The following is a 24,179-nucleotide window of genomic DNA, read 5'->3' as shown; positions in this document are numbered from 1 at the left end:
ACGATCGATCATTTAACGGTATTTTACCATGCTAATAAATTTATAACAAAAAACAGCACGCAAATTGCGTGCTGTTTTTATTTACCGAATTGTAGATAATACCCGTAAGTTTCGAAGATATTTTTCGGCTGTTTTTTTTATTTTCTTCATTACTATCCGTAATAACTAACCTCATTGGCAAATGTGACATTTCTAGGATTGTCTTTTTGGTAACCTCCTCCTTAATCCCTTATCGTTTATGGTTACTGTAATCACCTTGAAATCATCATCACGTATGTAAACGCTCCTACTGATCGCTTGAATCTCATTTCCATAACAAAATGTGGTTGTTGAATTTCTTACACGACTCCGTTTGCTTGCACAGAGATCGCCGTCGAATCTTCCCCTCTTGTTTTTGTAAAACACGGATTCCCTGTAAGGTTATCCCTTCGGCTTGTATTGATTATCGCTGGTGCGCTACGCAATCTTTTTAAATATCTCTCAGCAGCCTTCTTTTCCTCATTATTACCATCGTTGATTGCTAATCTCATAGGAAGAAATGAGATCTCACCATCGTTTATTTTGCTCTCATTTTCATAGGGGCAATGTAGACTGTTAGGAATTATTTTGTTAAAAATGAACTTTTCTATTCTGTTTTCATTTAAAGGGAAGAGAATAATTGATTGGGAGGTTCGTGGAGTTAACTTTTCCAGACTTGGCCTTATCTTTCTTTTTGCGTACTCCTCAGCAACTCCTAACCATTCTTTAAAATGGTGATCAGCCACCTCCCATAAAAGATGGTTAATAATCCAGGTAAGGGTCCTAGCATTGTATGAACTATAGAACATAAGCAGCTTACGGAAGTCATCGTTCATATAATGAAAGGGCAACTCAAACTGAGATACATGATTAGTTTGAGTTTTCTTATATTGATCGATGAAAGGATTTATATTAAAAAAACTTTCTTTCCAAAAGACATAAGCATATGCATACGGACAAATGGTTGGGAACTCTTCACCCGGTTTCTTGTACATACCTAGTAATCTCTTCAAACAATGTCTATGATTTTTCATAACTGTCTTCATCAAATACTCCTCATATCCATGCAAAGTACTTACTAGTGAATAATAGAAATTATTATATTGGTTTATTAAAGAATTTTTTGGTGAGGAAGTTTGGCAAACAGGGATATAAAATGCAGTATTCATGACTGCGATACTTTGTAGAATCTTTAATATACTTTGCATTAGCTTATCGCCTTGGTCTAAAAAAGGACCGAAAATGATTGTATTCTGTAAAATTTCTATATGTTCTCTTGACAATATTAACCAATTAGCAATAGAAGCTTCCTTAATTGTAAGCTCCACTGATGAAGAGTGATAATTTTGTGAAGCTCTAAGGGGCTCGCCGCAGTTACAAACAAAACCAGTTTCTAAATGATGTCCTGGCATCAAATATTGAATGGATTGTTTGCAGTTTGGACAAAGATCTTCTAATTTGGACAGATGGTACGGGCATATCTCAGTCATTTTGAACTGATGGAGCATGCTGTGATACCCTTCTTTTATACACTCTTTGCAAAAAAAGAGTTTTTCTCTGAATAATGATTCGGGTCTTATATATGATGGAAACATGTGAGTGAGTTTATTTTTAATACTTTCGGTATGATCAGACAAGGATTCTCCAAAAGTCTGCTTAAATTTCAGATCATCTATTCCCTCGAAGGTCCATAAATTCAAATATCTCTTACTTATTAAGTTGCCAGTATTTACAGCGGGCTCTGATCCAAATGTATTTAAAAACTGTCGTGTATTAACAAAATTGTTCATTTTTATATTCTCGATGATCGACCATGGGGACTCATATTCATCTTGAACAATCCGCAATTTATTCATTCTCAACCAATGTGCTCCTCCCTTAGTTTAGGTATTTTAATAAAGGCCTCTCTAATCTCAATATACTTATCAAGCTTACCTTGTAATATTTCTACATAACGACTTCTCCCTTGTTGCTTGCCTTCCTCGATTTGCTTTTGGAGAGTTTGAATTTGCTCGATATAATATGGGAGGAATGTACTATCAATATAAAAACTTGAGCATTTAAAAACCATACAAGGCTGCTCCAGGGTTTGACTCAAATATTGACAGTGGGTCCTTGGCGACTTAATACAATATCCTTGCTCTAGCTTGGTTTCACCTAAATTTCGTTTAAGCCAATCTATATCAACATTATTTTCATAAGCCTGATCATAAATTTGTGTTTGAATGACTTCACCGGTTAGTGGGTCAAGACGTACTGCTCCCAATTCGTTGGAATAATCCCATTGAACTTGAAGATTATGGTCATGAATTTTCGCATAGATGACTGCCATTTCTGGGGTTACGTTTGACAATAACTTTTGTACATCCAATATAGTTGCCCCATCATTTATTTTCTTGACTCCATATCGGTGTCTGAATGTTAATGAACCAAAACGAAAGACTTTGCCTTTCTGGTCAGTAATTCTATGCTTCTCTGCAAAAAAATTCAGTTGACGAAGTATTGAAGGCTGTAAATAGGGCTTTCCTCTGTCTTTAAACTTTCCTTTGTATTTTAAAAAAAGATATTGTTCACTATTTTGCTCATAAGGAAATCTGTCTCTTATAAATATTTGTTGAGCTTTAACCATATTGTATATTTCTTCGCTTATCGGAATGTACTTGATTTTGTTTCTCTCTGAGACAATCCAGTAGCCATCTTCTCTTATTTGAAGGCAGTTTAACCTTAAATTTAAAATATCAATAAGATGGAAACCTGTGGCCTCCATTAGAATGACTATGGGTAAATATTGAGAATCTAAATCCGGCAGCTTATCAGTAATTTGTTCCCATATATGATCATCAACATATTCATATTCAGTGATCTTTTTCTTTTCTAACTTTGGACGGTCTTCCTGAAAAATTAACGATCTTGAAGGTTTTAAAGGTGCCTCATCCCAATCAAAACGCTGCATGTAAGTAATGTAGTTTTCAACATTAGCTACCATAGACCATATATAATAATTAGTTGGAGGTTGATTGCGATACTGTGAGGGGCTACTACCACCCATTGGATTGTTTCTTAAATAATCTACATAGCTGATAAAATCAGAACGTGTCATATTTCGAAGGTCATTCTGATCCGGATGTAATTTTGCATAAAAACCTAAAAATACATTAAGGCGGTGAACGTCTTGTCTTGCCGTGTTCCACTGTATGCTATCCATTTCAATCAGTCTCGTCGTAACGTATTTTTTTACTGAATCTCTGAATGAGAATGGGATTTTTTCGAAAGATAAGAAGTGATCTCCTCGGGTTTTGTTATACGGGATCCCCAATTTTCGTACGTCCCATTTATCTTTCACTAATTCATCTCGATAATTTGGCAGAAGGACTTCTTTATTCTTACCATACTGATTATCTCTGGCTAATATTTTATTCCGTTTCATCTCCTTTCTTCGCTCTCCTTTCTATTTTTGAAATTGTTTGCGCTGTTCAGAAGCGATGTAATTTGTTTTCAATATCGCTTCTTTCCAATGCTTCGTAGTAACCCAATGTAAAGGTTTATCACTATTCATTCCATGGTCAACAAAAATGATTTTTATAGCAATAATCATATGCTTCATGGGGATTTCAAAAGGTCCCTTGATGTTATACTTCGTTCGCAGTTCTACATAAAGATCGTGGATGTCTTTCGAAAAGTTTTGAAGTCGTTCTCCAACTGTGAATGCTTCCGGAAAATAGTACCTCGTAAAGGACCATCCGCTATCTTTTGGATACTCGCTCCTTTCGTCAAAACTTATTAGACACGATTTAATATCCATTTCATTTTTTAACCCATTGAATTTATGTTCTTCTATCATGAAACGTTGAATGATCTGATCTTCATGTCCTCGACTGTATATTGTTTTTTGAGTATACAACTGTGGTTGTCCTACTAAGAAAACAACAAGAGTTACCCTCAATAGATCTAATTTGTTATAGTAATCCATCAGCCATTCAAAATGCAGAGAGTCCAAACACTGCGCCTCATCTATAAACAAAACGACCATTCGTAGAGAATTTGTACATCCTTGCTGCTCCAAAAACTTTAGCAAGCGTTGCCTTTTTGCCCCCACTTTGCCTGCTAGTGCAAATGCGTGATCCATATCACTGAGCAAGGATTCAATAAACTCTTCTTCCTTAGCGATTTTGGCATGCAGACTAACGATATGGTGTATAGGCAGATCTACACCTAAGTGAGTGGGAATTTTATTTTTCAAATACTTGATCATCCAAGTCTTTCCCAAACGAGGTCTACCATAGATAACAGCACCTGTTATTCTCAACTGAATCCACCGGGAGACACTTTTAAAGATTTTCATGATTTCATTGGTTGGTATCTGGTAATCATCTATCTCTACGGGGTGGCTTCCCGGTGGAATATTTGGCCGCTCGGTTAATTGGAGTTCTGGTTCTATTGAGTTCGACTTCTTCATTGCTCTACCCATTATTCTAGCCCTCACTAACATATAGTTTTAAAGTTATCTAAAAACGTTTCAGGATCCAAATTAATTGATGTCTCAGTCCATTCGTCTTCAGGTAAAATGCTGACTGGATCGTCACCTATCTCAGTGTTTAAATTAACGGGTTCTTCTTTACTCTTTCGTTTTTGATAACGACGTTGAGTTGCAAGTTCATTCCTGTATTTCTTTTGTTTTTCTGCTTTTTCTTCAAGATATTTACCGAAAGCTTCGATCGGATCCACATCATCATCAAATCTCAATTGATTTCCCCTAACTAAACGATTAACAACTTTTCGGGTTTTAAGTGAATGCGGCTTTTTTCCCCATGGGCCTTTAACTTTAAGGAAGTCAAGTTCCTGACCGTCTTGTAAAAAAGCTTTTACGACACATATATCATCGATATTGACTTCAAGAATTAGTTTTTCACCAATTAAGCTGTAGTTCTTCGCTAATAAGGAACTTGTATATCTCTCTCCTTCAAAATTAATATAGGGTCGTGTTCCTCTTGTTCGAGAACCTTTTACAGTTCGATGCACTTGATAGGTGAAGAAATTCACATCAGATCTTTCGTGTTCATTCAGTTGACGAGGAACCATACCTCGATACACGATTCGTTGTTCCATTGCCATGAGTGGACTTATTCCAAACTTAGAGTGAGGGTCTGTATTATAACGAGCTACTGCTACTTCCATTAACTGCTCGATCTCCTCGACATTAACTTCGTATTTTTTAGCATGTTTCTCTCCTTCATGGTTTCGAATGTCTTTTGGATTACTACCTGTCGTCATACTTAGTCGATGTAGATAATTCTCTTCAAGGAGACCAAAAAATCTTTCAATTATCCCTCGTCCCTCCGGGTATTGTGCTTGCCCTGGATTTATGGAGCAATTCACTATTTTCGTGAGCCGATCCTCAACAATATTTGAAATGTTAGCGAGTGCATTATCACATTTTAATTCATTCCATAATGCCCACTGCGCCTCCTCAATGGCCATGGAAGGCATATAGGGTTTCTCTGGGTATACAAGCCCAGGAATCGTTAAAGTCAAAGGAATCCAAGGGTGGATAGCCTTTTTGAACAAATGCAACAAATCGACAGAAGAAAGCTCCGCACTTAAACATAGAATATAAGAAATAACATTTCGCGTACCTTCGTCTATTAGACATAGAAACCATATGCGTTTTAGAACTTCAACAATTTCATCACCATATGCATTAGTAAATTTAATTGTCAAATGAATATCCATTTTATGGCCGTCAACCTGGAGAGTTTCAAATGGAGCGATAATAAGGTCTTTATCTGATTCAATTCCATTTAGACGATTAACAATGCGTTGCACCTCCTGACCAAATCTGCCACTCGCCTGTTCCATGTTTTTGTTAATCAATTTATCTACATATCTGTACAATGAACGAAGACACATATCTTTAGTATTAAATGGATACTGATTAAGTTTAATATCTAAGGATTTGCATAAAATCAGAAACTTCTTCCTTAGATCCTTTATTCTTATGTAATTATCTGCTGCCCTTCTCTGTTTGCGACGGAGTATATAATCTTTTATCAATTCATCCAGTTGAGGATATTTCTCTAATAACTGCTCAAAAGCACCTGTTAGGGATGAATAGTTAAATCCATCTGTTGCGGCATAACGTTTAAATTTGTACCCGATCCTTTTGAATGGTATTAACGCTGGAAATCCAATTAGACGATTATTGTAATCTCTTTTCAAACACTTCTTTACAAATTCATTAAGTTCTTGCCGCTTGATTCCAGTTTGATCTTCTATCTCTTTGAGGGAATATTTTTGATCTATATACAGCTGCACGGCTTTTTTACGATTTTCAAAGATCTCATTCCGAGGATCAATGTGAACATCGGGCCACTTCGAATAATCCAGGTCTTCAGGATCTACATTTGAGTTTTCAATATAACGGTTACGGCTCATTCATCCAGACCTCCAAATTCTTACCGAATTCACACGTATCTGTATTAGCAATTACGATACCGTCGTAAATTAGATTACATACGCACTCTCTAACTTGATGTTTGCTTAGCTCATGTAGCCTAGCTTCGATCATTTCAACGGAGCACTTGTTTTGGTTGGTTATTACATTCAAAACCTTCCGAAGAGCAACTTCATTATTCGGCTTTCGCTTATCGATGTATGGGATTATCTTTCTTAAATTATTTACATAAAGACGATTTTTGTATATCCATTCATCCGTATGAACTTCGTGATCATATCCCATTTCCTGACACCATAATTTTTGAGACTGAACCTGACGAAATGATCGAGGAGAAAATTTTAAACTCTTGAGATCAAGCTCATTTGAATATTTGACTTCAATAAACATTTCTTTACGATCTACATCAATAGTCCACATATCGAATATTGTGTTTATGTATTCTCCATTCACATAATCATTAACATGAAGCGGTTGTTCACAAAATTCTTTTATACTTCGATCAAATTCAATAAGCAACCAATGATCAAATTCTAAGTCACTGTAAAAATAAACGTTACGATTAATTTTTGAGCTATATCTGAACCAGTTATTATTTCCGTATTTCGTATTTCTTTTTCTTTTAGTTACTGGTTTGTACACGTTTTTGCTCCTTTATTAGTATTACTAATATCTGAATTCACAATTATTTGATAAAATATACATATTTTTAAAAAGCTACTTCTAAGTCTATGAATCTATCTTTATGGGAATAGTAGTGATAGGTTTATATATTTAGAGGAGGTATTTGATATGCAGAACGATGTTTATGTAATTATTGGAACACGTATTCGTTACTTTCGTAATATTAATCAACTTACTCAGATTGAAATGGCTAACCTAATGGATGTATCCCAGTCAACAATTTGTAATATCGAAAATGGCATCTATCCAGTTCCGTTACATGTGCTTATACAAGTGTCTGCCCTGCTTCAAATCCCATTGAAAGATCTTCTTAGTGAGGTAATCTAATACTATTGAATTGATTCTTTAAGTTATTGAACACTAAATGATATGCTAAAACTAGCTCTTCATCTAATTCTTTCCTTGGATCAATTTGGAATGCATAATCAATTTGCGTAAAATCAAACAATATTAAGACAGATGGATCTTTAATATTAAAGAATACAGGAATCTTCCATTCACCGTATTTTTCTGATTCAGCAAACCATTGGGATTTGATCATTTTTTGACTACTGTAATAATGATTTGCAAAATATAGCCCTTTTGAAGTTACTGTTGCAATCCCAACTTCTAATAATGAGTTCTTTTTACTCATAGATTTCACCTCAATAGCAAGTATAACCCTATCTGTTATAATTGATACTTATAAGTATCAATTAATGATTTTGATATTTATATATGAATGTATTCGTATCCCTCCTTTGTATACACTTAATTTGAGGTGTGGGTATGAGTGAATATATATTGCGTATGATCGGACTACGAGTAAGGGATTTGCGAAAGAAAAAAGGACTTTCTCAAGAGGAACTGGGAGAACGCGCTGGTGTCCATTTTTCGTACATTGGTGGAGTCGAAAGAGCTGAGAAGAATATTAGCCTTTTGAGCTTACAGAAAATAGCGAGTGCGTTAGAAGCGGATATTGTGGAACTTTTCCAATATGAAAAGCTTATCGGCCAAGGATTGATGGAAAAAGATAAAAATCTTAACGATCTTGTCGAGTACCTTGTTACTTTGGATGGAAATGATATTAAAAAACTTCATATCCTTGCACTACAACTGTTTGAAGATAAATAAACCGCTACTCAATATCATTGAGTTAGCGGTTTATTTAAATAATCATAATTTTGAGAGGTGCAAATAGACGCATATAGTATGAAAGGGTGCTATTGGTTTCGGATTAGTTCATATACCGGTAAAACTCTATGCTGCTACAAAAGAAAAAGAACTGGCACTACACATGCTATATAGAGATTGCCCGAACTCAGAGAATATGTTCAAGCTGCAATTCAATCATTGATTCAGAAGATATAGTAAAAGGCTATTCCTTAGAAGCAAACAATACGTAACGTTTGAAAAAGATGAGCTCGACGACCTGAGATCTGATTCAACTATTTGTAAGTCCTAAACTTACAAATAAACTGATTAAAATACATATTTAGACCAATGATACACACTCGAGGGATTCTGCCTTCCAACGACTGTATTTCTCTCTCAGTTTAGCGAGCAGAAGCAGAATACTCTATATGGTTAAAACTTTTTGATACATTCCTATTTTGTGTCTAAATGAATCTGCTCCTCCTTCCAAGTAATTAATTATATGACGAGTTATAATATCATCATCTGGGTATCCTTTTTTTACAACCCATCCATTTTTGTTGTCCGACTCAAGAACGATTACTTGCTCAGCATCTGCATTGGTAACTATAGTGGAGCTATGAGTTACTATAATTATTTGTCTTGAATTTTTAATTTGCTTTAAACTGCTCACTAAGTTTTTGTAGATATATTGATTATCAAGATTATCTTCCGGTTGATCTATGATTAGAGGCGTATTATCATCAGAAAATTTTCCGTACTCAAAGATAAATGTTAATATACTAACTACTTTCTGGCCTAAGGATAATTCACTGATATCTTTCATAAAAGGGGCTATTGTTTTAACATTTTCTTTCGAATTTATATTAAATAGTAATGAAAAATCATCCACTGCTTCAAAATAATTTTCTAGACAATATATTATGCTTTTCTTATTTGCTAATATATTATCTCTGATTCCTCTATATACTTCTAACAAACTATCTTTATTTACATTTTTCCTTCCTCTGTTCACACTGGCAATACTCCCAATATCTTGGTTAACATATTTAATAATTGAATTATATGATTCTATGGTTGTGAATTTATTATTTACTAGGAGAATCAAAAAGTTCAAAAAGCCAATCTTTTCGCAGACATCAAGTATGAAACTCTCGATATTCTCCCAAGTAATATTATAGTCAAGCAAATAAATTTCCTTTCTTCTTAACGAAAAAAGTAAAATTTCAAGATAAAATTTATTAGATTTTGCCTTTGGTGAATAAACAACTTGAAATTGCTTATTATAACTATTATTAAATGCACTTAATTTGCTATCAATTTCCTTTTTTCTTTTTTCAAGTGCAACGTTTATTAGAGAGAGTTCTTTAGATAGAAAAGTTCTTGTTCTCGTTGAAGGTAAATTCCGCAAGTTCCGAAGAAATTGATCTTTTATTAAGAAAGGAAGTCCATTAAATACAACTTCTTTTATGAAATCACCTGTCATATGATTATTGATTTGATTTATAATGTTATTTATTGAATAACTTTTACGGTACACGTTTTCTAAAATTGAAGAAACTTCAGTCGGATTATCAATTATGAGAAATTTAAACCCAGCTCTAGTGTGTTCTACTTTATACAGCTCTACCCAATGATTTTGTAATACATAATTCCCTGATTTTTTACCGTCTTTTATAAATGCTTTTTCTTCAAAGATGTCTTCTGACGTATGGTATGTATCCTTTTTTATCTGAGGTATAAATCTGAGTATAAATTCCGAATTATTATAAACAAAATTCACTAAAATGTATTCGTTCTCACTAATAAACTTCAGAGTATCATATGAATTACATTCCAGAGTGAAAATAACTTCCAAGATATTTATAACTGTACTCTTCCCGGTTCCCCTTCCGCCTATTATACAGTTTAGATCATTAGAAAAATCGACGATAAATGAATTCTCACCATTCTTCCCTTTTAAATATCCTCTTTTTCCGGGTTCTACGAGCATCCCTTTTATATATTTATCAGTTATATTAGGTTTTTCAATAAACACACACAGTTTGTGATTATAAATTGCTTTTTTCAAAGAATTAAACCCAACTTGGCTCATCTTTATCCAAGTACTTTTTTTGCCGATTTCATCGATTTGATGAGAATCACCTTCATACAAAAAACAGAATTTTTCTTGAGGGTTAACAGCTCCATGAGATTTGAGGATTGCCAAATGCCGCTCCACTTCTAAAGAAGTTAAACCAATAACATTAAGATTTTTGTTGTTAAATAATGTTTGTTTATAGAGCCCAGTAGTATTTTTTAAATCAGTTGTATTTATATGAGCTATATATGCAATGCCTCCTAAATTACTAATCTTTTCAATCATTGATAGACTTGTTTCATATGTACCCATTTCCTGAGAAGGGATATGGTTTTTAATTAGATCATTTACAATGTCAAATAAATCATCATCAAATATACCTACCAAATGTATTTTTTCTGAACAAGTGATTTCAATTCCAAGCAACAGTTTAATCATGTCCTTTTTTTGTTCAGTACCTTTTAATCTTTCTAGATAATAGTCGTTTATAGCTCTCTCCAATTTCTTATAACCTGATATGGTATTGTGATCAGATATAACAGCAATTTCCACTTCATTTTCATACAATTTATGCGCAATTAATTGGTATGTCAAAAATTCTTTAAATGAATCGAAGCCCTTTTCCACAAAATAATGAAGTGAATCAATGTCACTTAATTCTCCATTCATGTGTTTTTGTAGAAAATAATCTTTTTGTTCTTCATTATAGTAATTTACTTCATAAGCTAGCTGGATTATTTCTTCAACATTCATGCTATGATAAATTCTTTTATTCATGACTCTATAGTCATGGGAGGCTGGAGTATGTATGTGGAATTCGAATTTCCTTAGTTCCCCGTATTTTCTTCGTACATTAATAAGGTTTTTGTAGTTTTGATTTAATGAAGTACCCATTTAAACACCTCTTTTAAATTGACTAAGAAAGATATGCTGAATTATTATATTGTATCATCATTAAGTAGGAATATTTGTGTCAATTCACCTTAATATAGCTAAATATTTGCATTAATTGTATGATAAAAAAAGCAAACAAAAATAAAAAGGCTTGTAAATGGTCATACCCTTGTCAGTAAACAGATGAAAAAAGCTAGGTAAACAACGCGTGCCGATACTCAATAGACGCATGTTGTTTAAGTTTCTTTTGAAATCGTTGGTAGTTATAAAAGTAGATATAATCCTCGAACTCTTGATGTATCTCACCTTCTGAATTACCCTTGTAAAGGTACAACTTCTCTGTCTTGAGATGCGAAAAGAAGGATTCGATGCATGCGTTATCGAGGCAGGCAGCTTTGCGTTTTGAGTGTCTACTTAAAGGGGATAATACCATTAAGAAAGTTTTTTAGCGTAAAGTTATGTTGGTACTTTTGTATCATTTAACAATTGTCGCGGATGACTAGAATATGTTCCGATAAATGACATAATCCATCAAAACTCCTCTTCTTTATCAGAGTACAATAAAGGCTAATCATCAGAGCCCAAAGTCAATTACTTTGGGCTCTTCTTATTTACTATGAATTAATTGTTTGTTTTACCAAATAATAAATCGAGAATCTTCTCATCTGCTTTTCGATTTATCCCTTTATAGGGATAACAATGAATATGGATTGCTGGATTAAAGTTGATTTCAATAATGCTGTAATTGTCATCCGTTGCATCTTCTCTTATATCATCAATCATCATATCAACACCACAAAAGGTTGCGCCCGCAGCCTTAGCAGATTGAATAGCAAGGTTTTTATAGCTATCTGGAATTTCATCCGTGAAATCAATACTGTCTCCACCTGTACTAATATTGGAGTTTTCTCGTAGATAGATGACTTTACCTAGCTGTGGTATATCGCTCCAGTTATAGGAATGGTTTTTCAAAAACATCTCTTCTGCTTCACCTAACTGAATCTTTTCAAGAGGAGTCTTATATCCACGACCTCTGAGAGGATCTTTATTTTTTTCATGAACTAGTTGCTCAATCGTGCGGACCCCATCTCCTACTACATTGGCGGGAACTCGATGCAGTATCCCAACGACCTCATCTCCCATGATCAGGAAACGATATTCTTTCCCAGTTATGAATTCCTCTAGAAGAACAGTCTGATCATGTACGAATGCCATTTCGAATGCTTTTTGATAATCCTCTTTTGAAAATTCACGATTAAAGATGGTGATACCCAAGCCGAAATTTGTTGATTTTGGCTTTATTACAATAGGTTTGTCATAATAAGTTTCATATTCTAACATCGCTTCTTCAAGACTTCGAAAGGCTTCACCGGTTGGAACTCGGATTCCTTGTTGTTTGAGGACTTCTTTAGTAACGATTTTGTTTTCCATAATTAACACGGTGCTGTAGGAATCCAATGAAGTTTTCGTGGCTTGCTTAACATATTCTTTGTGATCACCTAGAGAAAGTAATACGAAATTTTCATCTCGATCGATCAATTTGAATGTAATGCCTCGTTTCACCGCTGCCTTCAATAGCAACTGGGTTGATAATTCTAGATCCTCATATCCAACGAATCGGTAGCCATCTTGAAGACTTTCCTGGGCATATTGTTTTGCTTTATCCAAATGGTAAGTCAAATAGGATGATTTTTGTATGTCAGACTTTACTACAGAGGCAAAGCTCAAATCAGAATGAAGAATTTTTTGCTTTTCCCCGCCCAGAATGTGTAAGTACTTCTCATCATTAGGAAACAAGAACTGTACCATTTCTTGCATCTCATGGATAAAAGTTAGTGCCATCTCCTTCATCGTCATATTACCATCACCATGATCGTGTAAGCATCCGTTTATACCTTCCATGATCAGTTGATCATGATTCAAGTCTGCCATCTTTTGATCTTCTTCATCGAAGGCTTCATCCTTCTTCAGCAACATAAAGATGATAAACAAGTGAACGAATTGCATCGTTTCTTTGCTGATTCCAATTTTATATAGTGGATTCAAATCAATAAAACGCAGCTCTAAATAGGCTATACCATTCTGTATTAGTTCCTGTATTGGGTTATTACTTCTAACTGTTTTTACTCTAACAGGACTGTAAAACTCCTTTACACTTAGTAATTGCTCGGAGCGAATCAACTCATTCAAATCATGAACATAGTCATCCATCGAATTAAAGGATACATATAGAGGTTTTTCATTTCGATAACCGCATTCACTATTTCGAAGTGAATTCATGTTCGGGAAATAAATGCTTTTCTCATCATCTGAAATCCCACGAGCGACGCATCTTTCTATATATGTCTTATCAAAGACAGGACTTGCTCCTGTTAAATAGATGAGGAACCATCGATACTTCAATAGGTTGCGAGTTATTTTAAAATACGTAGCATTTTTGAATTCTTTATACTCTTCATGACGATCTTCACTTTCATAAAGCTTTCTCAGAAACCCTTCATCAAAAGAGAAATTGTAATGAATTCCACTTAGTAATTGTCTTTTGCGTCCATACTTTTCTGCTAATTGATTTCTATATTTGTCCTCTATGGGATCGTTCATTTTGGCAATCGGAATATCTTGGTCATCGGGCAACATTGGAGGATTGCTGCTCGGCCACAAATATTCCCCATTCAATTCAAGAGAAACAATATCTTGCAATGCTTCCATGAAACGATACGTCTCTTCTATAGAGTCAAAGGTTGGAGTTATCATTTCAATTTGGCTCTCAGAGAAGTCAGTTTGAATATACGGGTTATCCATTTTATTTCCAAAGGCTTTAGGATGCGGTGTCAACGCAAGTTTTCCATCTTGATCGACTCTAACATTTTCTTTTTCTAAACCAAATTGACCTCGCAAAACATCTTCATTTAACTTTTTATCTATCAGAAGCTGTATGAGTTTTCGATTCAACAATGTCATGTTTACTACCATCCTTCATTAATTTAAATGTTAACTTGTGGTTCATTCATTCTGCGCAAAGATCTTCTAAACCAGATGACCAGAATAACCCCTTTGAAAACACTAGTCAGTGCAATCGACATCCATACACCGTTTAAACCAAAAGGTTCAGATAATACCAATGCCAACGGTATCCTTAGCGCGGTAAAGATAATGCTGAATATCGGTGGGATATGTGTCTTACCAATTCCATTAAAAGCACCAACAGTCATCAGTTCCATACACATGAACAATTGTGAATATCCGATGATACGCATATAACTTGTACCTAGCTCTAAACTTTCCTTATCGGATAAGAACAGTGAAAAGAGTTGCTGTGGGAATATGATGAATACAATGGATATGATGATGCCAAAGATTGATGTTAATAACAGAGCATGATGATAGCCCTGTTTAATTCGATCTATCCGACGTGCTCCATAATTTTGACCAAAGAAAGCAGCAATGGCCCCTTGGAGTCCTCCGATTGTCATATAAGAAATGGATTCAATTTGTATCCCCACTTTTTGAACTGCAATTGCATCAGCTCCAAAGCGTACGATGATCTTGGCGATTATGATCGATATGATCGTAAATGTGACCCGTTGGATTGTAATCGGAATTCCCATTCGGATAACTTCTTTCATTTGAAGAGTGTTGCTTGAGGTAGATTTCGAAATCAATTCTGAATTTCTTGTTTTAATGATAAATAAACTTGTCACTAATATATTTGCAGCTAATGTAGCAATTGCTGCCCCTGCAACTCCCCAACCCTTAAAGTTACCTACACCAAAGATCAAGAATGGATCGAGGACGATATTAAAAATAAGTCCGATCGAGAATATGTGAAAAGGCAACTTACTATTTCCCATCGAGTTTATGATAGTGGCGAATAAGATATTAATGATTGAAAATATAATCCCGATAATCGAAATCAACAAGAATTGTTTTGCCATCAGCTCAACTTCATCATTTCCTAGATCAAAGAAACCAATGAGCTGATTCTTGGTCACAAAGATAAAAAGCATGTAGAGAATTCCCAATAGGATAGACATCGTAAATCCGTTCTTGATATACGATTGAGCCTTATCTTTCTGGCCGGCTCCCATACAATGTGAAACCTTGATCCCTGTACCGATCGTTATCATTGTTGATAAAGCAATAGCTAAATTGATGAAAAAACTTGCCGTGCCAATCGCTGCAACAGGACCACTTCCTAATCTTCCAACCCAAATCATATCGACAAGACCATATGTTGTTGATATAAAATTGGTTGCAATAATGGGAAGCGTTAATTTCATTAAGGTAGGCATAATAGGACCTTGGGTCAAATCATTTGTGCCTTTCATGTCTAGTAGCTCCTTTTTGACCTAATTAGAAAACCGACCACTAGGGTCGGTTCAAAATTCTTTTTATTTCCCTTCACTTAAAAATTCTTCAATTCTTGATTTAATGGCATCACGTACATTTCGGAATTGATCCATAATTTCTCCTTCTGTTCCCGTTGCTTTTGCTGGATCATCAAATCCCCAATGCCATTTGACTACATTCTTGTTCGATATAATCGGGCAATGTTCGTCCGCATGACCACAAAGTGTAATAACATAATCTGCTCTATTTAGGATCTCTGGATCAATAACATCGGATGTATGGTTGGTAATGTCTATACCTGCCTCTTGCATGACTTGAACGGCACGAGGGTTTAACCCATGAGCTTCTAGACCAGCACTCTTCACTTCATAGCTTTCTCCACCAAGTGTTCGCAGAAATCCATCGGCAATCTGACTTCGACAAGAGTTTCCTGTGCAAAGAAAATAAATTAATGGTTTGTTCATCTGATATCTCTCCCTATTATTTACTATTATTTACTTAATGATGGTTCAAAATACTTTCGTTTGATCCAAAGCGATACTTTAACAAGACCGATTAATACAGGTACTTCTACTAATGGCCCAATAACTGCTACAAATGCAACTCCTGAATCCAACCCAAAGACCCCAATGGCTACCGCAATGGCTAATTCAAAGTTGTTGCTGGCAGCTGTAAATGATAACGAGGCTGCTACAGGATAGGATGTTCCAGACTTCTTGGACATGAAAAAGGATACTAAGAACATCACTACAAAGTAGATCACCATCGGAATGGCAATTCGCACGACATCTAATGGCAGTTGAACGATCATTTCTGCTTTTAACGTAAACATCAACACAATCGTGAATAGTAAGGCTATTAAAGCAAGTGGGCTTATTTTGGGAATGAATACTTGTTGGTACCAAGCTTCCCCTTTAAGTTTGATCCCAATTACGCGTGTTAATAGGCCAGCAGCAAATGGTATTCCTAGATAAATGAGAACACTCTCCGCAATTTGACCCATGGAGATGTCCACTATTGCTCCGCTGACACCGAACCACCCAGGTAATACGGTTATGAACACATACGTAAATACAGAGTAGAACAAAATCTGAAATATGGAATTAAAGGCGACTAAACCTGCAGTGTATTCAGGATCTCCCTTAGCCAAATCACTCCAAACTAACACCATAGCAATACATCTAGCGAGTCCAATCATGATCAATCCGATCATATATTCTGGCATATCACTTAGAAAAAGTATGGCTAATAAGAACATAAGTATCGGACCGATAACCCAGTTCTGCACTAAGGATAACAATAAAACTTTCCAATCCTTAAATACCTGTCCAAGATTCTCATATTTCACTTTCGCAAGCGGTGGATACATCATGACAATTAGTCCTATGGCAATGGGTATCGAGGTTGTTCCGACTTGCATACTGGATAACACATCAGAGAAATTTGGAACTAAGTATCCTAAACCAATACCGATTGCCATTGCCCCAAAAATCCAAAACGTTAGATAACGGTCCAAAAAGGATAATTTCTTGGGTTTCCCTTGATTCATGATAGGTTCACACTCCTTATTCACACACCATTGTGTTTATCTTTTCTTGTACTTCTTCAGCGAGATGCGGTAAATATTGAAGCGCATCATTTAAGTGTGGTTTATCGTCAATATGGAGAGAATAATAAATCCATTGTCCTCTTCGTTCTTCTTGAACTAAACCTGCATCCTTCAATTTACGGAGATGTTGGCTAATATTTGGTTGCGTTGTTTCAAGTAACTCCACCAAGTGACATACACACATTTCTTTCTGATATAAAATGGAAACAATTTTTAAACGAGTTTTATCTCCCAACAACTTAAATTGTTCCGCCATTTCTTCGATTGTTATCCTCATGTGTCTTCACACTCCCCTCTATTTCAAAATTATTATATAAGCGAATGATTATATAAGCAAGTAATTATTTTTTATCATATAAGTTATTGATTATATAAGTGATTGATTATATAATTACACACGTATTAGAGAATATCACAAATAAGGAGATGTCTCAATTGAAAATTGAAATTTATGATCCTGCATTATGCTGTTCTACAGGTGTCTGTGGACCGAGTGTTGATCCTGAATTAATTCGGATCGCTGCTGATGTGGATGCATTACACAAACAAGGTGTTTCGATACAACGCTTCAATCTGTCTCAAGACGTACAAGCATTTACCATAAATAACGTTGTTCTTACTTATCTACAGCAAAACGGTCCTGATGCTTTCCCTATCGTCCTCATTGATGATGAACTCAAGGCGGAAAAACGCTATCCAACAAGGGAAGAATTGTCTGCCTGGACCGGTATTACACTTAGTCAACCTTCCGTTGGGATGAAAGCGGTAAAAATAATTAAGGTTAACTCTGTAGATCAAGATTGCTGCGAACCAGGAAGCGGCTGCTGTTAAAGCTAAGGAGGAGAATATCATGGATTTTTCACCTATTGAGCTTAACAACCAATATATCTTTTTCACAGGTAAAGGTGGCGTTGGTAAAACGTCCGTTGCCTGTTCCACTGCAATAGCTTTAGCAGGTCAAGGAAAAAAAGTGCTTTTAATTAGTACTGACCCAGCCTCAAATTTAGATGATTTGTTCGAAACCACAATAGGTACTGAACCGACAACTATAAATGGTGTTCCTGGGCTTTATGCTTCAAATTTGGACCCTGAACAAGCAGCTCGTGAATATCGCGATCAAGTTGTTGGACCTTATCGTGATATATTGCCCCAAGAAGCTATTCAACAAATTGAGGAACAATTATCAGGAGCATGTACCGTTGAAATCGCAGCCTTTGACGAGTTCACCAGATTATTATCTGCAAATGAGAGCGAATTTGATCATATTGTTTTTGATACGGCACCTACTGGTCATACTTTGCGCTTGCTGCAGCTACCAAAAGCTTGGTCAGGCTTTATGGATACGAATATCAGTGGTGCCTCTTGTTTAGGTCCTCTTTCAGGTTTAGGTGATAAGCAAGAGATGTATGCGAAAACGGTTGAAGCTTTATCCGATGCAAAGCAAACTATTCTGATTTTAGTCTCTCGACCAGAGCGTACTGCGTTGCAAGAAGCTGCTCGGGCGTCTAGTGAGCTTCTAGAATTGGATATAACTAATCAACACCTCATTATTAATGGCGTTTTGCATACTCAAACAGATGATCCGATTGCGCAGATTTTTCATAGTAGACAAGTAACAACTCTTTTAAATATCCCAGTGGAATTGAAATCATTCCCAAAATACGAAATACCGCTAAAGCCGTATAGTCTTACGGGGATCAAAAGTCTTCGTGGTTTTTTTAATACTGAGAATGAGGAAGATCTTGTGTCTGAAATGGATATGTCATCGTTAGATGATGATACTAATTTACAACGTTTAGCTCAGTTACTGGATGCGCTTAAGACGAAACAAAATGGTGTGATCATGACTATGGGTAAAGGAGGCGTGGGTAAAACGACGGTAGCTACGGCTATAGCAATCGGTTTAGCAAGCCATGGCCATCGTGTTCATCTGACGACAACAGACCCTGCAGCACATCTAAATCTTGCACTTGGTGACGATACAGAACAGAAATTCCCACTCCTACATGTCAGTCGTATTGATCCTAAACTGGAAACAGAACGCTATTCTAACGAAATCATGGAGCAGAACGAGAAGAACTTGGATGAAGAAGGTCGTGCGCTTCTGAAAGAAGATCTTGCCTCCCCTTGTACCGAAGAAATTGCTGTATTTCGAGCATTTGCACGAATCGTAGAGGAAGCAGACCATGGTTTTGTTGTCATTGATACAGCACCAACTGGTCACACCCTTCTCTTGTTAGACGCAGCAGAGGCTTATCACCGTGAGGTTCAACGTTCAACAGGCAACATCCCTGATTCAGTTCGCAACCTGCTACCTCGGTTACGTAATCCAGAGGAAACCCACGTGGTAATTGTCACATTGCCTGAAGCCACACCGGTTATGGAAGCTGAGCGCCTTCAAATCGATTTGAATCGAGCAGGCATTCAACCTGAATGGTGGGTTGTGAACCAAAGTTGGCAAGACATTCAAACATCTGAACCAGTCCTACAAAGCCGGGCAATCTCCGAAAAACAATGGATACAGAGAGTGACTGAACATTCGAAGTACACAGTACTTGTTCCCTGGAGAGCAACAGAGCCTACCGGTTGGAGACAATTAGAACACCTTATCCAAGATTAAAGGAGAAATCACAATGACAATTAATGAAAAGCCATACAATGAACTAGTTACGAATATTTATATGTGTGGAGCCCTAGATGTGAATCGACTCATTGAAGACGAAGGTGTCGAGGTCGTGGTTGATTTACGTGCTGAGTTAGATCCCAATACCACAATATTTCCAAACGTCACTAGGATTCATGTACCTTTAAAAGATGATTCACAAGATGTGGAAGAAGTTCAAATGAATAGAGCGATTCAAGAAGTTATTTCTTCTTACAACGAAGGAAAAAAAGTTGCATTTCATTGTGGCGCTGGCCGTGGACGTACGGGGGCTGTTGCGATCGGTGTTTTAATGGAGTTGAACTTGGTATCAAGTATTGAAGAAGCTGAGGAGAAATCCAAAAAGGCGCGTTCCATCCTATCCATTAATGACGCTCAACGAGCAACTCTTGAACGTCTATATAAATAGTTTAAATTAATTAGAGGGACAGGAATTATTTCCTGTCCCTCCTCTTATTTGGATGATCTTATGTAATATCAAGCTGTTTGTTCTTTTTTTCGCTTTCCCTTTGACTTTATAGTTTTTTTACTCTTACTTTGATTTAAAGCGTCAAGACTTGCCTGAAGAGCAGACATAAGATCTAATACATTATTCTTCTGCTGAATAACCGAATATTGAATTTGATCACCTTGAATTTTTTTGTTGATTACATCGTTTAGTTGGTTTCTATAATCATCCTGATATTTCGTAGGCTCAAATGCAACTGAGAGATGTTGCACTATGGATTGCGCCATAGATAACTCCTTAGGATCAACAACAGGATCTGTCTGAATATTAGGAACATCTTGAATTGGTCTGATTTCATCGGAGTAATAAAGAGTCTCTAATACAAGACAGTTGTTAATGACCCTAATAGCCCCTAGACTGCTTTTAGCACGAATTGACACCTTACATATACCTATCTTGCTAGTCGTCTTTAAAGCTTCCATTAAGAGAGTGTAACCTTTATCAGCTCTGCTATCAGGGGATAGATAATATGTTTTCTGAAAATAAATCGGATCAATTTCATCAATACTCACAAAGTCCATAATTTTTATTTCTTTATTTGAATCTGGGAGCAGCTGGTCTAACTCTTCTTTTTCAAAAAGGATATATTGGTTCTTCTGAAATTCATAGCCCTTAACAAGATCTTCAGATGCGACATCCTTATTACACTGATTACACGTTTTGTGTAAAGATATTGGTGAACTACATATTCGGTGAATTTGTTTCATAGTGATATCTTTATCCTCAGTTGCAGAATGCAGCTTTACTGGGAGATATACTAGCCCAAAACTTAATGCACCTTTCCACAATGTATGCATAATGGATCTACCTTTCCAGTTTTAGAATCATCCTTTCCTTTTTTGATATGAATTAATCAACATTAGCAATCACAAGTAATGAATGCTTCGTTTGGTCCGAAAAACACATTAAAAGAAAAATTAGAATTTTATTATACTTGCATTTTACAACAATTAGAGTTATAAATGAATTATGAGGTGATATCAATGGATAATGCTCGCGAGTTATTTCAAATTATGACCCGTCGTTTTGGTCTACTTAACAAAAATTGTTGTAGTGTTGGTGGTTGTGATATTACATTGGTCCAAAGTCACATCCTTTATGAAATTGATCGTCAGCACAAACCTTCTATGCAACAGATTTCAGATACGCTTGGGACGGACATAACAACATTTAGCCGCCAAGTTCAATCTTTAATCAAATTAAAATTAGTTAAGAAAACAGCTGATCCTACTGATCGAAGAGTTCATACCCTTTCACTAACTGCAGAAGGAAAGTATGTCGCTACTACTATAGACACGCAAATGAACGAGTATCTGAATGATGCTTTTTCTAAAATGACCGAATTTGAAAAAGAAACACTGCTGCGTTCTGTAATGCTATTTAATGAGGCTATGGGTAAATCAAGTAAGTGTTGTTCTCCAGTAACGGGGTAGTCTCTCCCCTTACTATACTATAGTTGTAAATTGCAACATTATTAACATGTAAAATAATCAATTTAGGGGGCATTTAGATGTATGAAAATTTTTACGTTGCTGAATATTTAATGAATTATCGGGAGATGGAAATTCAAAAAATGGATCAAAAATCATGGAGATCTCCTAAAGGTAGAATTAAATCAGCAATATTCAATTTCCCTACCAAGTTCTCACGTAAGCAACCTATTCTGTCGAGCGTTCCTTGCTGCTTAACAATTTAATTCACTAAAGTCAGTAATATTAATTATTTAAATAATTCAACGAGGAGTGCTTATCTTGAAAAAACTTACGAATGATGAGATCCGCCAAAATGTTCGACTTCGGTACAAACAAGTTGCAGTTCAAATAACGGAAACCAATAATTCTTGTTGTTCCACTGATAGCTGCTGTGATACACCTACAGATTTCAATGCTATTTCTAACAAGTTAGGTTATTCAAGCGAAGAGTTATCTGCCGTTCCTGAGGGGGCAAACCTAGGGCTAGGCTGCGGCAATCCCCAAGCTATCGCTGAATTAAAATCAGGTGAAGTTGTATTAGATCTTGGGAGTGGTGGCGGATTCGATTGTTTCTTAGCCGCACGTCAAGTTAGTGAAACGGGTCATGTTATAGGAGTGGATATGACTCCGGAGATGGTCAGTCGTGCCCGAAGCAATGCCGGCAAATCCGGAGTTGTAAACACGGAATTCCGTTTGGGAGAAATCGAGTACCTTCCTATTGCGGATCAAATTGTAAACGTCATTATCTCCAACTGTGTTATTAACTTATCACCAGATAAGCAACAAGTATTTAATGAAGCATTTCGCGTACTTCAACCTGGTGGTCGCCTAGCTATTTCAGATATTGTTACAACAGCTGAACTTCCACCTGAGATTAAAAATGATTTGAATGAATTATATTCCGGATGTATTTCTGGTGCATCCTCCATTGAGGAACTCAAAGCTATGCTACAATGCAGTGGTTTTAATAACATCTCGATTGAGCCTAAAGATGAATCTAAATCATTTATTAAAGATTGGGTTCCAGGCGCGAACGTAGATAACTATATCGTTTCTGCAGTAATCAAAGCGAATAAACCTTAATAACAAGCTTTTCTATGGAGGATGGTCACTATGAATAATACTATAGTACGTGTAGCCACCGAGGATGACATCGAAGACATTCTTCGCATATACAATCAGGGTATCGAGGATCGAGAAGCTACTCTTGAAACGGATACAAAAGATATACCCTATATGAAAAAATGGTTTCAAGATCATCAAGGAAGGTTTAGTGTTTTGGTAGCAATGCTGAATCATCAGATCATTGGTTGGTCGTCATTAAATCCTTATTCACACCGCTGTGCTTACGATGGTGTTGCTGATCTTTCCATATATATTGACCGTGATTATCGTGGGAAGGGCATGGGTAGCTCCCTCCTACGTGCTTTGGAAATCAAAGCACAAGAGAATGGATTTCGGAAGATTGTGTTATTTACATTTTCGTTTAATCAATTAGGCCAAGGATTGTATAAGAAGATGGGCTACCGCGAAGTAGGTGTCTTTGAGAAACAGGGAATTATGGATGACCAATATATTGATGTGATGATTATGGAGAAGCTGTTGTTGGATGTTCAAAGATAATAAAGTCTTAAAATAGGGTTGTTGGTCTTGTGCGGCTTATGGATTATAAACACGGTAGATTTGATTTAAGAAAATTAGTCGATTATTTCAGTGTCTTTTTCCCTGATACTCCATTCGACAACTACTTTTTTATCAATTAGTGAACGTTCTTATTTAGGCATCAGAGATGAATTATCGGTTTGATTTCAATTATTAAAAAATCCAACCCCCATTATTGTGGGATTGGATTTTTATAATAAATTATGGTGTCTTCCCGCTATTTTACGATCAGTACAGGGCAGTTAACACGTTTCACAACCTTATGGCTGACGCTTCCAAGAACCATCTCTTGCAGCGTATTTAACCCCCGGCAGCCGATAATGACCATTTCAACCTTTTTCTTGTTGGCATAATCAATGATTGTCGGACCCGGCTCTCCATGAAGGAATTTTAACGTATACTCCACCATTCCCTGCTTCAGTATTTCTTCGACGGTCGCCAGTTTTTTCCGTCTTTTCAGCTCGAGTTCTTCTTTTCCTTGTGTATGCAAAATTTCGCTCTTTGATTTAGAGAAGTCCACCACTGTAATTACTTCAATATGACATCCGGGAGTTAAAGACACCAGTTTCACCGCTTCTTTTGTAGCTCTTAGCGAATTCTCCGACCCATCTACAGCCAAAACTATTCGGTTATACATATCATCATTCACTCCTGA

At 36.1% G+C, this 24,179-nt stretch carries 23 protein-coding genes and 1 pseudogene; 9 read left to right on the top strand and 15 right to left on the bottom strand.

Annotated features, from left to right (window positions below; translation table 11 throughout):
* Positions 1-338: 338 nt before the first annotated feature.
* The 5 genes from EJP82_RS06625 to EJP82_RS06605 are packed head-to-tail and all read right to left on the bottom strand — an operon-like array spanning position 339 to position 7,111.
* Entirely contained in the window at positions 339-1,880 is a 1,542-nt protein-coding gene (locus tag EJP82_RS06625; protein ID WP_127191259.1) for a hypothetical protein, read from the bottom strand.
* Positions 1,877-3,445: a tyrosine-type recombinase/integrase gene (locus EJP82_RS06620; protein ID WP_127191258.1), complete on the bottom strand. Its 1,569-nt coding sequence runs from the start codon at positions 3,443-3,445 to the stop codon at positions 1,877-1,879. The genes EJP82_RS06625 and EJP82_RS06620 overlap by 4 nt, the downstream gene beginning before the upstream one ends.
* Positions 3,446-3,466: 21 nt before the next feature.
* Entirely contained in the window at positions 3,467-4,486 is a 1,020-nt protein-coding gene (locus EJP82_RS06615) for an ATP-binding protein (RefSeq protein ID WP_170220138.1), read from the bottom strand.
* Positions 4,487-4,500: 14 nt separating this feature from the next.
* Positions 4,501-6,450, bottom strand: coding sequence for a hypothetical protein (locus EJP82_RS06610; protein WP_127191256.1), 1,950 nt, complete (start codon positions 6,448-6,450; stop codon positions 4,501-4,503).
* The gene (locus EJP82_RS06605; protein WP_127191255.1) at positions 6,440-7,111 is read right to left on the bottom strand and encodes a PDDEXK family nuclease; all 672 of its coding nucleotides are present in this window, start codon (positions 7,109-7,111) and stop codon (positions 6,440-6,442) included. Before EJP82_RS06605 ends, EJP82_RS06610 begins: the two co-directional genes overlap by 11 nt.
* Positions 7,112-7,261: 150 nt before the next feature.
* Between EJP82_RS06605 and EJP82_RS06600 the strand changes: the two genes are divergently transcribed.
* On the top strand, positions 7,262-7,480 hold the full coding sequence (locus EJP82_RS06600) for a helix-turn-helix domain-containing protein (RefSeq protein ID WP_127191254.1): 219 nt from the start codon (positions 7,262-7,264) through the stop codon (positions 7,478-7,480).
* Here EJP82_RS06600 and EJP82_RS06595 read toward each other — a convergent pair.
* Positions 7,464-7,787 (bottom strand): hypothetical protein, encoded by a 324-nt coding sequence (locus tag EJP82_RS06595; protein WP_127191253.1) that lies wholly within the window; start codon positions 7,785-7,787, stop codon positions 7,464-7,466. The two genes, EJP82_RS06600 and EJP82_RS06595, sit on opposite strands and share 17 nt — an antisense overlap.
* 134 nt (positions 7,788-7,921) lie before the next feature.
* On the opposite strand from EJP82_RS06595, the gene EJP82_RS06590 reads away from it, so the two are divergent.
* Complete coding sequence (locus EJP82_RS06590; RefSeq protein WP_127191252.1) at positions 7,922-8,266, top strand: helix-turn-helix domain-containing protein; 345 nt, start codon at positions 7,922-7,924, stop codon at positions 8,264-8,266.
* 91 nt (positions 8,267-8,357) lie between these two features.
* Positions 8,358-8,489 (top strand): Ku protein, encoded by a 132-nt coding sequence (locus EJP82_RS28805; protein ID WP_425464328.1) that lies wholly within the window; start codon positions 8,358-8,360, stop codon positions 8,487-8,489.
* A 222-nt stretch (positions 8,490-8,711) separates the two neighbouring features.
* Here EJP82_RS28805 and EJP82_RS28310 read toward each other — a convergent pair whose 3' ends face one another.
* From EJP82_RS28310 to EJP82_RS06555, 7 genes and pseudogenes are all read right to left on the bottom strand, one after another.
* The gene (locus EJP82_RS28310; RefSeq protein ID WP_127191251.1) at positions 8,712-11,261 is read right to left on the bottom strand and encodes a Spaf_1101 family AAA-like ATPase; all 2,550 of its coding nucleotides are present in this window, start codon (positions 11,259-11,261) and stop codon (positions 8,712-8,714) included.
* Positions 11,262-11,454: 193 nt separating this feature from the next.
* Positions 11,455-11,661, bottom strand: a pseudogene (locus EJP82_RS28800) (IS3 family transposase); the annotation flags it as partial.
* A 221-nt stretch (positions 11,662-11,882) separates the two neighbouring features.
* Positions 11,883-14,222 (bottom strand): bifunctional glutamate--cysteine ligase GshA/glutathione synthetase GshB, encoded by a 2,340-nt coding sequence (gene gshAB, locus EJP82_RS06575; protein ID WP_127191249.1) that lies wholly within the window; start codon positions 14,220-14,222, stop codon positions 11,883-11,885.
* Between the two features lie 23 nt (positions 14,223-14,245).
* Entirely contained in the window at positions 14,246-15,589 is a 1,344-nt protein-coding gene (locus EJP82_RS06570) for an MATE family efflux transporter (protein WP_127191248.1), read from the bottom strand.
* 63 nt (positions 15,590-15,652) lie between these two features.
* Positions 15,653-16,075, bottom strand: coding sequence for an arsenate reductase (thioredoxin) (arsC, locus tag EJP82_RS06565; RefSeq protein ID WP_127191247.1), 423 nt, complete (start codon positions 16,073-16,075; stop codon positions 15,653-15,655).
* A gap of 26 nt (positions 16,076-16,101) precedes the next feature.
* Positions 16,102-17,160, bottom strand: coding sequence for an ACR3 family arsenite efflux transporter (arsB, locus tag EJP82_RS06560; protein ID WP_127191246.1), 1,059 nt, complete (start codon positions 17,158-17,160; stop codon positions 16,102-16,104).
* Between the two features lie 16 nt (positions 17,161-17,176).
* A complete protein-coding gene (locus EJP82_RS06555; protein WP_127191245.1) occupies positions 17,177-17,497 on the bottom strand; it encodes an ArsR/SmtB family transcription factor in 321 nt (106 codons plus the stop codon).
* Between the two features lie 158 nt (positions 17,498-17,655).
* On the opposite strand from EJP82_RS06555, the gene arsD reads away from it, so the two are divergent.
* From arsD to EJP82_RS06540, 3 genes are read left to right on the top strand one after another with little or no spacing between them, the layout of a single operon-like run.
* A complete protein-coding gene (gene arsD, locus EJP82_RS06550; protein WP_127191244.1) occupies positions 17,656-18,051 on the top strand; it encodes an arsenite efflux transporter metallochaperone ArsD in 396 nt (131 codons plus the stop codon).
* Positions 18,052-18,070: 19 nt separating this feature from the next.
* A complete protein-coding gene (gene arsA, locus EJP82_RS06545) occupies positions 18,071-19,840 on the top strand; it encodes an arsenical pump-driving ATPase (protein WP_127191243.1) in 1,770 nt (589 codons plus the stop codon).
* 13 nt (positions 19,841-19,853) lie between these two features.
* Positions 19,854-20,291, top strand: a complete 438-nt coding sequence (locus tag EJP82_RS06540) for a protein-tyrosine phosphatase family protein (RefSeq protein ID WP_127191242.1) — start codon at positions 19,854-19,856, stop codon at positions 20,289-20,291.
* 68 nt (positions 20,292-20,359) lie between these two features.
* Here the strand turns inward: EJP82_RS06540 and ku are convergent, their stop codons facing one another.
* Positions 20,360-21,187 (bottom strand): non-homologous end joining protein Ku, encoded by an 828-nt coding sequence (ku, locus tag EJP82_RS06535; RefSeq protein WP_127191241.1) that lies wholly within the window; start codon positions 21,185-21,187, stop codon positions 20,360-20,362.
* 186 nt (positions 21,188-21,373) lie between these two features.
* On the opposite strand from ku, the gene EJP82_RS06530 reads away from it, so the two are divergent.
* The 3 genes from EJP82_RS06530 (at position 21,374) to EJP82_RS06520 (ending at position 23,485) form a co-directional block, all read left to right on the top strand.
* Positions 21,374-21,823, top strand: coding sequence for a MarR family winged helix-turn-helix transcriptional regulator (locus EJP82_RS06530; protein WP_127191240.1), 450 nt, complete (start codon positions 21,374-21,376; stop codon positions 21,821-21,823).
* A gap of 318 nt (positions 21,824-22,141) precedes the next feature.
* Positions 22,142-22,945, top strand: coding sequence for an arsenite methyltransferase (locus EJP82_RS06525; RefSeq protein WP_127191239.1), 804 nt, complete (start codon positions 22,142-22,144; stop codon positions 22,943-22,945).
* Between the two features lie 30 nt (positions 22,946-22,975).
* Positions 22,976-23,485 (top strand): arsinothricin resistance N-acetyltransferase ArsN1 family A, encoded by a 510-nt coding sequence (locus EJP82_RS06520; protein WP_127191238.1) that lies wholly within the window; start codon positions 22,976-22,978, stop codon positions 23,483-23,485.
* A gap of 256 nt (positions 23,486-23,741) precedes the next feature.
* On the opposite strand, the gene EJP82_RS06515 is transcribed toward EJP82_RS06520, so the two are convergent.
* Positions 23,742-24,161, bottom strand: coding sequence for a universal stress protein (locus tag EJP82_RS06515; protein ID WP_127191237.1), 420 nt, complete (start codon positions 24,159-24,161; stop codon positions 23,742-23,744).
* Positions 24,162-24,179: the final 18 nt, after the last annotated feature.

The organism is Paenibacillus anaericanus, from assembly GCF_003994475.1.
Lineage (GTDB): Bacteria > Bacillota > Bacilli > Paenibacillales > Paenibacillaceae > Fontibacillus > Fontibacillus anaericanus.
The sequence above is the reverse complement of the archived record's forward strand: the minus strand, read 5'-3'. Positions and strand labels throughout refer to the sequence as shown.